This window comes from Shewanella sp. 10B (assembly GCF_023475885.1).
GTDB lineage: Bacteria > Pseudomonadota > Gammaproteobacteria > Enterobacterales > Shewanellaceae > Shewanella > Shewanella mangrovisoli.
In genome coordinates this window covers 1,169,174-1,183,581 of the sequence record NZ_JAMDJO010000001.1, presented here as the reverse complement: position 1 = coordinate 1,183,581, position 14,408 = coordinate 1,169,174, and the positions used below count along the sequence as shown (strand labels likewise).

Below are 14,408 nucleotides of genomic sequence, written 5' to 3'. Positions count from 1 at the left end.
GTATCGTTAGCCCACCTGTTTTCATTTTTATGGATTAAGTCGTTTGTCTCAAGGAAATAGTGTACGCACGCTCTCAGGCCTGCAGCGTCTGCTCGAAGGCGGACTCATCATTTGCTGTGTTTTAGCCACCTATATTTTGCTTGCCTTAACCAGTTTTAGTCCGTCGGATCCGGGCTGGAGCCAGTCTCATTTTCAAGGCGATATCAAAAACTGGACGGGTGCAGTAGGGGCGTGGATTGCCGACATTCTGCTGTACTTTTTTGGCGTCACTGCCTACATCATGCCGATTATTGTGGCCTCGACAGGTTGGCTGCTTTTCAAACGCGCCCATGATTTATTGGAAATTGACTACTTTTCAGTTGCACTGCGCATCATAGGTTTTCTGCTGCTTATTCTCGGTTTTTCAGCATTAGCCAGCATGAATGCTAATAACATCTATGAGTTTTCCGCAGGCGGCGTGGCAGGGGATGTTATCGGGCAAGCCATGTTGCCGTATTTTAATAAGCTCGGCACGACCTTGTTGCTGCTGTGCTTCTTAGGCTCAGGCTTTACGCTGTTAACCGGGATCAGCTGGTTGACTGTGGTCGAGAAGGTCGGCTTTGTTTCCATTTGGTGCTTCAGAAAGCTCAAACGTCTGCCACAGGCGTTAAAACGTGAGCGTGAAACCGAAGATACCCGTGGTTTTATGACGGTCGTTGATAAGTTTAAGCAGCGCCGTGATTCACAGCACCAGCTTGAAAAAGCCCGAGTGCGCGAACCTGAAGTCGCACCGAGCCGCATCTTTACCACTCGCCCAGTGAAGGAAGAAAAGGAAGAAGTCAGCGACGAAATCATCACCGAAGCGAGTACAGGGAAGGGCAAGCTGTCGGCTCTCGCAAAAATCTTGAGTTTAAACAGCAATAAAACCAAGGCTGAACCTAAAGGCCAACAACGAGTTGAGCCACAATTGGATCAAGCCAGCGCTGTGGCTGAACATGGTCATTTTGAGGCGCCGCCTTGGGTGGCTAAACCCAAAGAAGCCGAATTAGATTTAGAGGATGAAACTGAGTTCAAGGCGCACGTATTCGAAGATGACGATGGCGATGATGAGCCCATATTCCACCGTGAAACCATGCTCGATGATGAGGATGAAGACGAATTAGGTTTCAACGATGAAGATGTCATCGATTTTGATACTAAAGCCTCAACGGGCGCTGTGACTCAGGCGCAACGTCAAAAAGAAGCGCCAAAGGCGAAGATTGTCGATGGTATTGTGGTTTTACCGGGACAAGAAGATAAACCAGTTCCTGCAAAACCTATGGATCCGCTGCCAAGCATCAGCTTACTGGATGTGCCTAATCGTAAAAAGAATCCGATAAGCCCAGAGGAATTAGAGCAGGTTGCCCGTTTAGTCGAGGCTAAGCTTGCCGACTTTAACATTGTGGCCACAGTGGTGGGGGTTTATCCCGGTCCTGTGATCACCCGTTTTGAGCTAGATTTAGCCCCAGGCATTAAAGCCTCTAAGATTTCAAACCTCGCCAACGACCTAGCACGTTCACTGCTAGCCGAGCGTGTGCGTGTGGTTGAGGTGATTCCGGGTAAATCCTATGTGGGTCTCGAACTGCCAAACAAGTTCCGCGAAACCGTGTACATGCGCGATGTGCTCGATTGTGAAGCCTTTACCGAGAGCAAGTCGAACCTGACCATGGTGCTTGGCCAAGATATTTCCGGCGAACCTGTGGTGGTTGATTTAGGCAAAATGCCGCACTTACTGGTAGCCGGTACCACGGGTTCGGGTAAATCTGTCGGGGTGAACGTGATGATCACCAGCTTATTGTATAAGTCTGGCCCTGAAGATGTTCGCTTTATCATGATCGACCCGAAAATGCTGGAATTATCGGTTTATGAAGGCATCCCACATCTACTCTGTGAAGTGGTTACCGACATGAAAGAAGCGGCCAATGCGCTGCGCTGGTGTGTGGGTGAGATGGAGCGCCGCTACAAGCTAATGTCTATGATGGGCGTTCGTAACATCAAGGGATATAACGCCAAGATTGCCGAAGCGAAAGCGAATGGCGAAGTGATTTTAGACCCCATGTGGAAGTCATCTGACAGCATGGAGCCTGAGGCGCCAGCCTTAGATAAACTGCCATCGATTGTGGTTGTCGTCGACGAATTTGCTGACATGATGATGATTGTCGGTAAAAAAGTGGAAGAACTGATCGCCCGTATCGCCCAAAAGGCCCGTGCTGCGGGTATCCATTTAATCCTTGCGACCCAACGTCCATCGGTGGATGTGATCACTGGCTTAATCAAGGCCAACATCCCGACACGGATGGCGTTCCAAGTGTCTTCCCGTATCGACTCCCGTACGATTTTGGATCAGCAAGGCGCTGAAACCTTATTGGGTATGGGTGACATGTTATATTTACCACCCGGAACCGCGGTGCCAAACCGTGTCCATGGTGCCTTTATCGATGACCATGAAGTTCACCGTGTGGTGGCCGATTGGTGCGCCCGTGGTAAGCCACAATACATTGATGAGATCCTCAATGGCGTGAGCGAGGGCGAACAAGTGCTCTTACCGGGTGAAACCGCCGAGTCCGATGAAGAATACGATCCGCTTTACGATGAGGCCGTCGCCTTTGTGACCGAAACCCGCAGAGGTTCGATTTCGAGCGTACAGCGTAAGTTTAAGATTGGTTATAACCGTGCAGCACGTATTATCGAACAAATGGAAATGCAGGGCGTGGTCTCGGCGCAGGGCCATAATGGTAACCGCGAAGTGCTGGCACCGCCGGCCCCGAAACACTATTAATGTTAAGCTAGATGTCAGTTTGAACTCGCCATAATGCGGTGAGTTCAACTTTTAGTTCAAAGGATACCTATGAAAAAACTGTTGTGTGCTGTGTTGTTATCACCATTGTTATACAGCAATGCAGTATTGGCCGATGACGCAACGCAATTACGCGAAACCTTAAACGGCACTGAGTCACTCAAGGCGGATTTCAAGCAAACCGTTACCGATATCAATAAAAAGGTTATCCAAACGGGCGCGGGTGTATTCGCACTGGCCCATCCAAACCAGTTCTATTGGCATTTAACCGCACCCGATGAATCCCAAATTGTCGCCGACGGTAAAGATTTATGGATTTATAATCCCTTCGCCGAAGAAGTGGTGATCATGGATTTTGCTGAAGCCATTAATGCATCGCCGATCGCCTTATTGGTTCACCGCGATGACGCCACTTGGTCACAATATAGCGTCGCCAAGAAGCAAGACTGTTATGAAATCAAACCTAAGGCCACGGATGCCGGGATCTCCTCGGTCAATGTCTGTTTTAACAAAGGCACGCTGAATAAATTCAATGTGCTCGATGATAAAGGCAACCAGAGCCAGTTTTATTTGAGCAATCAACACAGCATTAGCGCCGCGGATAAAGCGTTATTTAAGTTCGTGTTGCCAGAAAACGTTGATGTGGATGATCAACGTCTTAAAAGCCAGTAGGTTTACGCGTGAGCAGTTTATCGTTTAATTTTGCGCCTGATTTTCGTCCCTTAGCCGCGCGTATGCGGCCAAGGACGATTGCCGAGTATATAGGTCAAGCCCATTTGTTGGGGGAAGGCCAACCACTGCGCCAAGCATTAGAAGCGGGCCGAGCCCATTCGATGATGTTATGGGGACCGCCGGGCACAGGTAAAACGACACTTGCCGAACTTATCGCCCATTATTCCAATGCCCATGTTGAACGCATCTCGGCGGTCACCTCGGGGGTAAAAGACATTCGCGCCGCCATCGAGCAGGCCCAAGCCGTTGCCCAATCCCGTGGACAACGCACCTTGTTGTTTGTTGATGAAGTGCATCGCTTTAATAAGAGTCAGCAGGACGCCTTTTTGCCCTTCATTGAAGATGGCACAGTGATTTTTATTGGGGCGACCACTGAAAACCCTTCATTTGAAATCAATAACGCCTTACTGTCGCGGGCGCGTGTTTATCTTATCAAACGCTTAAGCCAAGACGAGATAGTGCATATTATCACTCAAGCCTTAACGGATCCCGAGCGTGGGTTAGGACAACGTCAGTTAGTTATGCCAGCGGGTGTGCTCAATAAGCTGGCACAGCTCTGTGACGGCGATGCGCGCAAAGCGCTAAACCTGCTTGAATTGATGAGCGATATGGTGGCCGATGGTGGCAGTTTTACCACTGAAATGCTGGTACAAGTCGCCGGTCATCAAGTGGCGGGGTTCGATAAAAATGGCGATCAATTTTACGATTTGATTTCGGCGGTACATAAATCGATTCGCGGCTCTGCGCCCGATGCCGCACTGTACTGGTTTTGCCGTATTTTAGAAGGCGGCGGCGATCCGCTATATGTCGCCAGACGCTTATTAGCCATAGCCTCGGAAGATGTGGGCAATGCAGACCCTAATGCCATGACAGTCGCGCTCAATGCTTGGGATTGTTTCCATCGCGTTGGGCCTGCCGAAGGTGAGCGGGCGATTGCCCAAGCGATTGTGTATTTAGCCAGTGCACCTAAGAGTAATGCCGTTTACACCGCCTTTAAAGCGGCGAGGGCGCTGGCACGCGAAACGGGCCAAGAGGCCGTGCCCTATCATCTGCGCAATGCGCCGACCAAACTTATGGCGGAAATGGGTTTTGGCGCCGAATATCGCTACGCCCATGATGAACCCAATGCCTATGCCAGCGGCGAGAATTATTTCCCCGAATCCTTACAAGAGTCGCAATTTTATTTCCCGACTGAACGCGGATTTGAGAAGCGAATTAAGGACAAATTGGCGCAATTAGCGCAATTAGATCAAGCCAGTGGGAGAAAACGGTATGAATAATCTCTTACTTGTGGCCTTGGGTGGTTCCATTGGTGCGGTTTTTCGCTATCTTATTTCAATATTCATGATCCAAGTATTTGGCAGCAGTTTTCCTTTTGGTACACTGTTGGTCAATGTCCTCGGTTCATTTTTAATGGGCGTCATTTACGCACTGGGACAAATGAGTCATATCAGCCCAGAACTCAAAGCCCTGATCGGCGTTGGCCTATTAGGCGCTTTGACAACGTTTTCAACCTTCTCAAACGAAACTTTATTGCTGATGCAAGAAGGAGATTGGTTGAAGGCGGCTTTGAATGTGGTGTTGAACCTAAGTCTATGTTTGTTTATGGTTTACTTAGGCCAACAACTGGTTTTTTCTCGCATTTAACTATTAAGAATATATCACATGTTAGATCCTAAATTTTTGCGCAACGAATTAGCAGTTACCGCTGAGCGATTAGCTACCCGTGGTTTTATTTTAGATGTCACTCATCTCACTCAATTAGAAGAAAAACGTAAGTCACTGCAAGTGGCGACTGAAGAGTTACAAGCTTCGCGTAATGCTATTTCCAAGTCCATCGGACAAGCAAAAGCCCGCGGCGAAGATGTGGATGCCATCATGGCGCAGGTTGGCGATTTAGGTGCGCAATTAGATGCGAAGAAAGTCGAGCTGGCCGCGGTACTTGAAGAAGTGAACGCGATTGCCATGTCGATGCCAAACCTGCCAGATGAGTCTGCGCCTATCGGTGCTGATGAGACTGAGAACGTCGAAATTCGTCGTTGGGGCACACCACGCAGCTTCGATTTCCCAGTTAAAGACCATATCGATTTAGGTGAAGACCTAAACGGTTTAGATTTTAAGAGCGCAGTGAAAATCACAGGCTCACGCTTTATCGTCATGAAAGGCCAAATCGCCCGTTTAAACCGTGCATTAGGTCAGTTCATGTTAGATCTGCACACCACTGAGCACGGTTATACCGAAGCTTACGTACCATTACTGGTTAACGAAGCAAGTTTACTGGGTACTGGCCAATTACCGAAGTTTGGTGAAGACTTGTTCCACACTAAACCTGCGACCGAAGAAGGCCAAGGCTTAAGCCTGATCCCAACCGCAGAAGTGCCATTAACGAACCTAGTGCGTGACAGCATTGTCGATGAAGATGAATTGCCGATTAAGTTAACCGCGCATACCGCTTGTTTCCGCAGTGAAGCGGGCTCATACGGTAAAGATACCCGTGGTCTTATCCGTCAGCACCAATTCGATAAAGTGGAATTAGTGCAACTGGTTAAGCCCGAAGACTCAATGGCGGCGCTCGAAGCGCTAACTGGCCACGCTGAAACCGTACTGCAACGCCTCGGCCTGCCATACCGTACAGTGATCCTGTGCACCGGTGACATGGGCTTTGGTTCAAGCAAAACCTACGATATCGAAGTGTGGTTACCAGGCCAAAACACTTACCGTGAGATCTCTTCATGTTCAAATATGAAGGACTTCCAAGCGCGTCGTATGCAAGCCCGTTACCGCGTTAAGGCAGATAACAAGCCTGCATTGCTGCACACCTTAAACGGCTCAGGCTTAGCGGTAGGTCGTACTTTAGTTGCGATTTTAGAGAACTATCAAAATGCCGATGGTAGCGTGACGATTCCTGAAGCACTGCGCCCATACATGGGTGGATTGACTCAGATCGGTTAATTGGCGTAACACAACACCATGGATAAAGGTCAACGTTATCTTCGTTGGCTTTCCTACACCGCTGTCATCGCCGTGTTTTGCGCAGTGATGTTGGCCACCCTAGGTAAAGCCGTCTGGGTTGTGTTAGAAAACGTGAAATAGCACGACTCAAATAAAAAGGTATATTCCACTGGAATATACCTTTTTTGTTAGCAGAATCGATTAAAGCTTAAATACACTTGGCAGGTTTAGGCAGGCCCGCAATCTTTGTCGCCTGTTTGGCAGGACCCACCGGAAAGAGGGTATAGAGATACTTAGAGTTACCTTTATCCGGCCCTAAGCTTTGACCAATCGCTTTGACTAACACGCGAATTGCAGGGCTGGTTTTATATTCCAGATAAAAATCCCGAACAAAATTAACCACTTCCCAGTGAGCACTGGTCAGTTCAATCTGTTCTTCTTGGGCTAACAGCGGCGCCATATCCGGCTGCCAGTCGGCGATATTCTTTAAATAGCCTTGATGGTCGCGTTCAATTTCGACGCCATTGAATATAAGCGGATTTACCACGTGATCACCTTATCGTGCTGCAAAGATTGAGCGACAAACTCGTTGTAATCAATCTGACTAATGTTTTTAAGACGTTCCGTTAAGCCACGGGCAATGACATCGTCTTTGAGCACCATCACCTTAAAGGGCGATAGCGCCATGGCCCATTGGCGCAGTAATAATGCGTTAACGCCATCGCTCGAGAGTAAAATCGCATCCTCTTTGCAAGCATAACGTAGGCAAAGTTTGAGGGCATTGTCTCGGCTGGGCGAGGTTTGGATATGATGTAAAATCATTAGAATACTAAGACCTCATCAACGGCTTTTAAGTGAGCTGAGATGGCTTCATCGTTTAAGATAGTCACCGGAATCGACAGCAAGCCATGGCTTAAGCCGTAGTCACCTAAGGACTGTTTGCAGGCGAATACTGATTCGATGTCGTACAGCGGGAGCGCTTTTAGCGCCGCAAGGTAATCTTTACCACCGATAAGTTCGGGTTGTTGGTCTTTAAGCAGATGCAACACGCCTTCATCGACAAACACTAAACTCACTTCTTGCTCAAAACTGGCGCTTAACAGGGCAAAGTCTAAGGCTTCGCGGCCTTTAGTGGTGCCATGGGGCGCGCTTCGGAACAATATACAGATTTTTTTCATAGCATTTCCGAAGCTTAAAAGCAGATCAAACGATCGGCTGATTCAATTCCTGTGACCAGTTCACCCAGTCCACCCATGATAAAAGAATGTTCAACATTCCAGTGGTTTAGCCCGTTCTCCTGCGCCTCTTGCTGCGAGACTATACCGCGTCTTAATGCAGCAGAAACACAGTTCACGAGGGAGACTTGATGCTCGGCCGCCAGTTGTTTCCAGCCTTTAACCACATCATATTCATCGGATGCAGGTAAGTTAAAGTCCGTCGAGTTATACACGCCATCCTGATAGAAAAACACGCAGACAATCTCATGTCCGCTTTGCAGGGAGGCTTGGGTGAAACGTAGGGCATTCACGCTTGCCGACGTGCCATAAGCTGGCCCGTTTACTTGGATAATAAATTTGCTCATCATAAAAAAAATAGCCCTAAAAGTAGGGCCATTTTAGCGTAAGTTTCCCGAAAAGGGGATTAATCATCGTTACCAATGCCAAGCAAATGCAAAATGGCAATGAACAGGTTTAAAAAGTCCAGATACAAGGAGATAGTGGCGCGGATATAGTTAGTCTCGCCGCCATTCACGATACGGCTAGTATCGAACAGGATAAAGCCGGTCATTAACAGCGCAAGACCCGCGTTAATCGCCATAAAGGCCACACTGTTACCCACGAAAATGTTAATCAGCGCAGCGGCGATCACCACAATCAATCCGGCGAACAGGAAACCACGTAGGAAAGAGAAATCTTTCTTCGTTGTGACTGCATAGGCCGAGAGTCCAATAAAGATAACCGAGGTTAATCCTAAAGCTTGCATGATAAGCTCAGAGCCATTGGTCATGCCGGCGTAGTGATTAAGCATGTAACCTAATGAGGCGCCTTCCATACCCGTAAAGGCAAATACCCAGAAAATGCCCGCAGCAGAATCGGCTTTGCGTAGGGTAACGAACAGCAGCACTAAACCACCGATAGATAAACCGAGTGACATCAGAGGGCTGATATTCAGTGCCATCGCTAAGCCTGCACACAACGCCGAGAAGGCGAGGGTCATGGCCAGCAATAAATAGGTATTTTTGAGAAGTTTATTCACTTCTAAGGTGGATGCACTCGCTGAGTACAAGGTTTGCTGAGTCATATCTTTCTCCATTAGCTTTTAAATCCAAACTGATCATTTTGATTTTTAACGGGGACGAGAGTTCCCATTAATATCGTAAATCCAGTAAAACTGGGTGAATACTACCGAAAACAGCGCTGGGCTTAAAGGATTCACGCCACAAATAACAAGTTGTAATGACTGATTTTTCTGCGCTACCAAACGATTCAGCCGTATTTCGTTACACCAGTGCAACACAAAGACTTTAAAACAAGCTTAATCCTGAGGTAATGCAGTAATATTACGCCAACCATTCACGGTGTAATTTCTCAGTATCCCCTAAGTAGTCGAGCACCCAAGCAAGGGCGGGCGACATCTTGTCGGCGTTCCAAGCTAGGCAACAGGGGCTGGTTAATTTAGGATTTTCAAGCTGCTTTTCAACCAAAGCGCCCGCTTTAATAAATACGCTGGCTAAATGTACTGGCATATAGCCGATGCCTAGTCCCTCTCTAAAGCAGTTAATCGCGCGGATCCAATCCGGCACTACGAGTCTGCGTTGATTCTCCAATAACCAGGTCATGCGCTTAGGAATTTCCCGCGAGGTATCTTCCAAACAAATGGAGGGGAAGGGACGCAGTTCATCATCGGTCAAGGGGCGATCAATACTGGCTAAGGGATGGTTTTTACTCACCAAAAATGCCCATTGGATATCGCCCATGTCCTTATACTGGTATACACCACCTACAGGGATAGCAGTGGTTGCGCCAATGGCGATATCACTGCGCCCGGTTGCAAGTGCCTCCCACACCCCGTTAAAGACCTCGATGCGGATGATAAGCTCAATATCATGGAAATGGCGGTAAAAGTCGGCGATTAATACGCTAATTCTGTCGGCACGCACTATGTTATCTAAGGCGATAGACAGTGTGGGTTGCCAGCCGTTGGCCACACGCTGGGTGCCGCGTTTCATCTCATCCATTTGAGTCAGCAAGTTTCTGGCTTGCTTAACAAAATGCTCTCCCGCGGGGGTCAAGGTCACGCTGCGGTGGTGGCGCTCAAATAACACGACGCCAAGTTCTTCTTCGATTTGTTTAACGGCATAACTGACCGCAGAAGGGACCTTGTGCAGTCGATTGGCTGCCGCCGTAAAACTCCCCACCCGGGCCACGATATCAATGAGTTCTAACGCTTGTTCCGAGAGCATAGCTGACATCCATTGTGATGAAAATAATTGATAGCATCTGTCAAAAATAAACGTTTCCAATCAAATTAACAAGTATTTAGACTGCACGCCTTAAGTCTTTTGACATGATTATTTTATGAAAACGTCTAGTAATATCTTTGTAAATATGAAGTTTTTTATATTTTTATTCTATTTGGCCTTATTGAGCATGTTAGGCTTTATTGCCACTGACATGTATTTACCTGCTTTCAAAGCAATTGAAAGTTCGTTCAATTCTTCACCGTCACAAGTGGCAATGTCGCTCACCTGTTTTCTGGCCGGTTTAGCCTTAGGGCAACTGATTTATGGCCCTTTGGTCAGTAAACTCGGCAAACGTTATGCTCTTATCCTCGGCCTTGGCATTTTTGCGCTCGCCAGTGTGGCCATCGCCAATAGCGATTCGATACTGATGCTGAACATCGCTCGCTTCTTCCAAGCCGTAGGCGCCTGTAGTGCAGGGGTCATCTGGCAAGCGATTGTGGTCGAACAGTATGATGCCGAAAAAGCGCAGGGAATTTTCAGTAACATTATGCCGTTAGTGGCATTATCACCCGCATTAGCCCCCATCCTTGGTGCTTATATTCTGAACGATTTTGGATGGCGTGCAATCTTTATCTCATTGTGTGTGATTGCCTTTTTATTGGTATTGATGACCTTATACTTCGTGCCGAGCCATGCAGAGCATCAGGATGCTAAACCAAGCGCGGTTTCCTACGGGCAGATTTTGAAAAATACCCGTTACCTTGGCAATGTGGTGATTTTTGGTGCCTGTTCGGGTGCGTTTTTCGCATATCTTACTGTATGGCCGATTGTGATGGAGCAACACGGCTATCAGGCAACTGAGATTGGGCTGAGCTTTATTCCGCAAACCATCATGTTTATTGTGGGTGGATACGCGAGTAAGTTGTTGATAAAACGCATTGGTGCCGACCGTACACTCAACGTATTGCTGACCATTTTTGGACTCTGCGTTATCTCGATTGTGTTTTTCACCTTATTAATGAAGGCGGAAACCATTTTCCCACTGCTGATTTCCTTCTCGATACTCGCAGCGGCGAACGGGGCGATTTATCCGATTGTAGTAAACAGTGCTTTGCAACAATTCACTCAAAATGCGGCTAAGGCGGCAGGATTACAGAACTTTTTGCAAATCACCATCGCCTTTGGCGCCTCAAGCTTAGTCGCGCTCTGGGCAAGTTCAGGAGAAGTCGCCATAGGTTGGGGGATTCTGAGCTGTTCATTAGTAGTGATCTTAGGTTACCTGTTAAAAACCGAGCAAACTTGGGCTGATTTTGCTAAACACTTTACTGCACCGGATCCTGCTCGTCTTGGGATCAATGCAGATACGAAGCAAAATCAAGCAGATTGAATGTAATACGAGCAGTTAGCGCAGAATTATCAGTTAGTGCTTTACAGTCCGTAAACTAACTTATATTATGCGCATCGTTCGGAGGGGTGGCAGAGTGGTTTAATGCACCGGTCTTGAAAACCGGCGTGGGTTTATAGCCCACCCAGGGTTCAAATCCCTGCTCCTCCGCCATATTCTACGGAAAAGCCATCAGCAATGATGGCTTTTTTGTTTTTGGAATTTCGAAAGTTGAACCTAGGGTTCCTCATGCTAAGCACAGCTCCTCCGCAATATTCCACAGATAAACCATCATTAATGATAGCTTTTTTGTTTTTGGAATTTCGAAAGTTGAACCTAGGGTTCCTTATGCTAAGCGCAGTTCCTTCACCCTATTCAGATAAAAAGGCCGCTAAGTTATTAGCGGCCTTTTTCTTTCGCACTAGATTTAATTTCCCAATAGCTTGGTTGTTCAAATAGCAAAGTAGCTTAGGTGAAGTAAGGCTAGGTTAAGTGAGCTTATGCCTAATAAGGCTTAGCGCAAAAGTTTCATAGGCAGGAACCGTTTCACTCCCCACCCATGTGCAATAAATACAGTCGGGATCGTTCAATGCAAGTCCCAGAGCATCAAGATAGTCGGGGCCGTTGACCACGAAGAACTGCTTTTTATAGGGCAACAACACCATCTGCGGTGCTTGCTCTAAAAAAGCCAACGCCTCATCAAAACCGCTAAACCAGTGATTGAGCAAGGTATCGCAGCGCCTGTTATGGAATAGGGTACCTAAGTCTTCACCAATTAACGCTTGCCCCGATAACACTCTTTGGCAGTGATTAAAATCTGTAAAACCGAGCTCTCGGGCCAAGACGCTTTGGCAATGCTTGAGTTGGATGTCCTGCTGGGTTAAACCTTGCTTATTCATCAAGGAGGCGAGTTTATCTAGCGCCACTACATCGCCAGCTTGGCAGGCTTTAAGGCGCTTTTTAGCGAGGATTTTGACTTCAGTTAAGGCGCGTGGTGCTGGGGTAATTTGTTGTATCACAAACAATTCTCCTAAGTTTTATTGGCATCTCCGCTAAGCCAAACCTAATCAATTGTTGTGTCATACATGTGATGCGTACATCGAGATATGAGTCAGAGTGATGTCATCTTCTGCGGATAGGCGTCTCTGCAACCTGGCGCCATTATTCGACTTCTTCATGCTCGAGTCAAGCTCAGTACTGCTTCTCCCATCCTTACGCTCATCCCCCGAATCGTTACATGCTCAGCCTTAATGTTAAAAATTTTATCACCCATCAACTAAAATCATATTGTATTACTATTGAGCTGTAGTAATATTGTAGTACCAAATAATATTTACTCTACCTGCGTAAACCGGATCGGACGCAGACAAAATGTACGGGGATGCAAATGTCGAATGTTTTAGGGGCTTACGCGTTAGGGCTTGATTACGGCTCTGATTCAGTTCGCGCGTTATTGGTGGATACCCAAACGGGCGCAGAAGTAGCAACAAATGTGGTGTACTACCCACGTTGGAAGAAGGGGCTTTTTTGCGATCCCGCGAAGAATCAATTTAGACAACATCCCCTCGATTACATCGAAAGCCTTATCGAGGTAGTGCAAGGGCTATGGGCAAAAGCCCCGAGTGGCGCCGCGCAAAGAGTCTGCGGTTTGAGTGTTGATACCACAGGCTCAACCCCAATCGCGGTCGATGAATCTGGTGTTGCTTTAGCCTTAAAACCAGAGTTTGCGAATAACCCCAATGCTATGTTTTTGCTTTGGAAAGATCACAGCGCGATTCTCGAAGCCCAGCAAATTACCGCTGCGGCAAACAATGCAAGCGAAAATTACCTGAAATATGAAGGAGGAATTTACTCCTCCGAATGGTTTTGGGCAAAAGCGCTATTCGTACTGCGTCACGACACAGAAGTCAGACAAGCCGCCTATAGCTGGGTCGAGCACTGTGATTGGATCACTGCATTAATGACAGGCACCACACATCCAAAAGTCTTTAAGGCAGGGCGCTGCGCCGCCGGTCACAAAGTGATGTGGCATGAGTCATGGAATGGTTATCCGCCGAATGACTTTTTCGTTGGTATCGACCCTTTACTCGATGGATTGAGAGACAAGTTACCGCTTGAAACCTGCACATCTGACAAAGTTTGCGGCCAGCTAACACCAGAGTGGGCACAGCATTTAGGACTATCGACCGAGGTTATCGTGTCTTTTGGCTCATTTGACTGCCACGCAGGCGCCGTTGGAGCCAATGTTAAACCTGGTGTCTTAACCAAGGTGATGGGGACTTCAACCTGCGACATTACGGTCGCCAGTTATGAAGATATTGGTGAGCGTTGTATCAAAGGCATTTGCGGTCAAGTGGATGGCTCAGTATTGCCCGGGATGATAGGGCTGGAAGCGGGTCAGTCTGCCTTTGGCGATCTCTACGCTTGGTTTAGGGATCTCACCGCATGGCCGATGCAACAGCTCGACACTTCAGCCTTATTTGATGACAACACCAAAGCCAAACTCATTCAGCAACTCGAATCAGAAACTCTGACAATGTTAGGCAACGCGGCCGCGAAAATCCCTGTTGGCGAGACTGGTATTGTCGCGCTGGATTGGATTAATGGACGTCGCACCCCCGATGCCGACCAATCTGTTGCCATGGCTATCACAGGCTTAACCATGGGTAGCCAAGCACCGCAAGTCTTCAAAGCTTTAGTGGAAGCTAGCGCCTATGGCGCACGGGCTATCATCGAGCGCTTCAAACAGGAAGGCGTATGCATTGACCATGTGGTCACCATTGGTGGGATCTCGAAAAAATCCGACTTCATTATGCAAACCTGCGCCGATGTGTGGAATTGCAACATCGACGTACTCGAGAGCGAGCAAAGCTGCGCACTGGGCGCCGCCATTTATGCCGCAACCGCAGCCGGGGTTTATCCCGATGTGCTGAGTGCCCAGGCAGCCATGGCCTCGAACGTTGCGAAAACCTATCAGCCAAATCCTGAAAACGCAGAGAAATATCAAGCGCTTTACCAAGGGTACTTAGCCCTTGGCCACTATGTTGATGGAGCGAAATAAG

The 14,408-nt window shown here is 47.8% G+C and carries 15 protein-coding genes and 1 tRNA gene; 9 read left to right on the top strand and 7 right to left on the bottom strand.

Translation table 11 applies throughout. The features are described 5' to 3' along the window. Positions 1-43: 43 nt before the first annotated feature. The 6 genes from M0415_RS05045 to M0415_RS21435 all read left to right on the top strand — a co-directional run bounded on the left by M0415_RS05045 (position 44) and on the right by M0415_RS21435 (position 6,640). Complete coding sequence (locus M0415_RS05045; RefSeq protein ID WP_249555253.1) at positions 44-2,797, top strand: DNA translocase FtsK; 2,754 nt, start codon at positions 44-46, stop codon at positions 2,795-2,797. Positions 2,798-2,866: 69 nt separating this feature from the next. Further along, on the top strand, positions 2,867-3,487 hold the full coding sequence (gene lolA / locus M0415_RS05040) for an outer membrane lipoprotein periplasmic chaperone LolA (RefSeq protein WP_249555255.1): 621 nt from the start codon (positions 2,867-2,869) through the stop codon (positions 3,485-3,487). An 8-nt stretch (positions 3,488-3,495) separates the two neighbouring features. Beyond that, positions 3,496-4,827, top strand: a complete 1,332-nt coding sequence (locus M0415_RS05035; RefSeq protein WP_249555257.1) for a replication-associated recombination protein A — start codon at positions 3,496-3,498, stop codon at positions 4,825-4,827. Next, the gene (gene crcB, locus M0415_RS05030; RefSeq protein ID WP_011622732.1) at positions 4,820-5,194 is read left to right on the top strand and encodes a fluoride efflux transporter CrcB; all 375 of its coding nucleotides are present in this window, start codon (positions 4,820-4,822) and stop codon (positions 5,192-5,194) included. Before M0415_RS05035 ends, crcB begins: the two co-directional genes overlap by 8 nt. An 18-nt stretch (positions 5,195-5,212) precedes the next feature. Then, entirely contained in the window at positions 5,213-6,499 is a 1,287-nt protein-coding gene (serS, locus tag M0415_RS05025) for a serine--tRNA ligase (RefSeq protein ID WP_249555259.1), read from the top strand. A gap of 18 nt (positions 6,500-6,517) precedes the next feature. Beyond that, entirely contained in the window at positions 6,518-6,640 is a 123-nt protein-coding gene (locus M0415_RS21435; RefSeq protein ID WP_011622734.1) for a hypothetical protein, read from the top strand. A gap of 67 nt (positions 6,641-6,707) precedes the next feature. Here the strand turns inward: M0415_RS21435 and M0415_RS05020 are convergent, their stop codons facing one another. The 6 genes from M0415_RS05020 to punR form a co-directional block, all read right to left on the bottom strand. Then, positions 6,708-7,046 (bottom strand): TusE/DsrC/DsvC family sulfur relay protein, encoded by a 339-nt coding sequence (locus M0415_RS05020; RefSeq protein ID WP_088212406.1) that lies wholly within the window; start codon positions 7,044-7,046, stop codon positions 6,708-6,710. After that, complete coding sequence (gene tusB, locus M0415_RS05015) at positions 7,040-7,321, bottom strand: sulfurtransferase complex subunit TusB (RefSeq protein WP_011622736.1); 282 nt, start codon at positions 7,319-7,321, stop codon at positions 7,040-7,042. The genes M0415_RS05020 and tusB overlap by 7 nt, the downstream gene beginning before the upstream one ends. Beyond that, positions 7,321-7,677 carry a sulfurtransferase complex subunit TusC gene (tusC, locus tag M0415_RS05010; RefSeq protein WP_011622737.1) on the bottom strand — a complete coding sequence of 119 codons (357 nt, stop codon included), beginning with the start codon at positions 7,675-7,677 and terminating at the stop codon, positions 7,321-7,323. Before tusC ends, tusB begins: the two co-directional genes overlap by 1 nt. 14 nt (positions 7,678-7,691) lie before the next feature. After that, positions 7,692-8,081 (bottom strand): sulfurtransferase complex subunit TusD, encoded by a 390-nt coding sequence (tusD, locus tag M0415_RS05005; RefSeq protein ID WP_220055592.1) that lies wholly within the window; start codon positions 8,079-8,081, stop codon positions 7,692-7,694. 59 nt (positions 8,082-8,140) lie between these two features. Further along, positions 8,141-8,800: a Bax inhibitor-1/YccA family protein gene (locus tag M0415_RS05000; RefSeq protein ID WP_249555261.1), complete on the bottom strand. Its 660-nt coding sequence runs from the start codon at positions 8,798-8,800 to the stop codon at positions 8,141-8,143. Between the two features lie 259 nt (positions 8,801-9,059). Next, on the bottom strand, positions 9,060-9,962 hold the full coding sequence (gene punR, locus M0415_RS04995; protein WP_041408771.1) for a DNA-binding transcriptional activator PunR: 903 nt from the start codon (positions 9,960-9,962) through the stop codon (positions 9,060-9,062). Positions 9,963-10,077: 115 nt separating this feature from the next. Between punR and punC the strand changes: the two genes are divergently transcribed. Both punC and M0415_RS04985 read left to right on the top strand, forming a co-directional pair. Continuing rightward, positions 10,078-11,349 carry a purine nucleoside transporter PunC gene (punC, locus tag M0415_RS04990; protein WP_220053124.1) on the top strand — a complete coding sequence of 424 codons (1,272 nt, stop codon included), beginning with the start codon at positions 10,078-10,080 and terminating at the stop codon, positions 11,347-11,349. Between the two features lie 80 nt (positions 11,350-11,429). Beyond that, positions 11,430-11,520, top strand: a tRNA-Ser gene (locus M0415_RS04985). Between the two features lie 314 nt (positions 11,521-11,834). Here the strand turns inward: M0415_RS04985 and M0415_RS04980 are convergent. Next, positions 11,835-12,365: a hypothetical protein gene (locus M0415_RS04980; protein WP_220053125.1), complete on the bottom strand. Its 531-nt coding sequence runs from the start codon at positions 12,363-12,365 to the stop codon at positions 11,835-11,837. A 368-nt stretch (positions 12,366-12,733) separates the two neighbouring features. Here M0415_RS04980 and M0415_RS04975 point away from each other — a divergent pair, with 368 nt between their 5' ends. Next, positions 12,734-14,407, top strand: a complete 1,674-nt coding sequence (locus M0415_RS04975) for a ribulokinase (RefSeq protein WP_249555263.1) — start codon at positions 12,734-12,736, stop codon at positions 14,405-14,407. The last annotated feature ends 1 nt before the right edge of the window (position 14,408 follow it).

Excerpts from the sequence above, each read along its gene's own strand:
- M0415_RS05000 (WP_249555261.1), bottom strand. The coding sequence starts at position 8,800 with ATGACTCAGCAAACCTTGTACTCAGCGAGTGCATCCACCTTAGAAGTG.
- serS (WP_249555259.1), top strand. The coding sequence starts at position 5,213 with ATGTTAGATCCTAAATTTTTGCGCAACGAATTAGCAGTTACCGCTGAG.
- lolA (WP_249555255.1), top strand. The coding sequence starts at position 2,867 with ATGAAAAAACTGTTGTGTGCTGTGTTGTTATCACCATTGTTATACAGC.
- punC (WP_220053124.1), top strand. The coding sequence starts at position 10,078 with ATGAAAACGTCTAGTAATATCTTTGTAAATATGAAGTTTTTTATATTT.
- tusC (WP_011622737.1), bottom strand. The coding sequence starts at position 7,677 with ATGAAAAAAATCTGTATATTGTTCCGAAGCGCGCCCCATGGCACCACT.
- tusB (WP_011622736.1), bottom strand. The coding sequence starts at position 7,321 with ATGATTTTACATCATATCCAAACCTCGCCCAGCCGAGACAATGCCCTC.
- M0415_RS04975 (WP_249555263.1), top strand. The coding sequence starts at position 12,734 with ATGTCGAATGTTTTAGGGGCTTACGCGTTAGGGCTTGATTACGGCTCT.
- M0415_RS21435 (WP_011622734.1), top strand. The coding sequence starts at position 6,518 with ATGGATAAAGGTCAACGTTATCTTCGTTGGCTTTCCTACACCGCTGTC.
- punR (WP_041408771.1), bottom strand. The coding sequence starts at position 9,962 with ATGCTCTCGGAACAAGCGTTAGAACTCATTGATATCGTGGCCCGGGTG.
- tusD (WP_220055592.1), bottom strand. The coding sequence starts at position 8,081 with ATGAGCAAATTTATTATCCAAGTAAACGGGCCAGCTTATGGCACGTCG.
- crcB (WP_011622732.1), top strand. The coding sequence starts at position 4,820 with ATGAATAATCTCTTACTTGTGGCCTTGGGTGGTTCCATTGGTGCGGTT.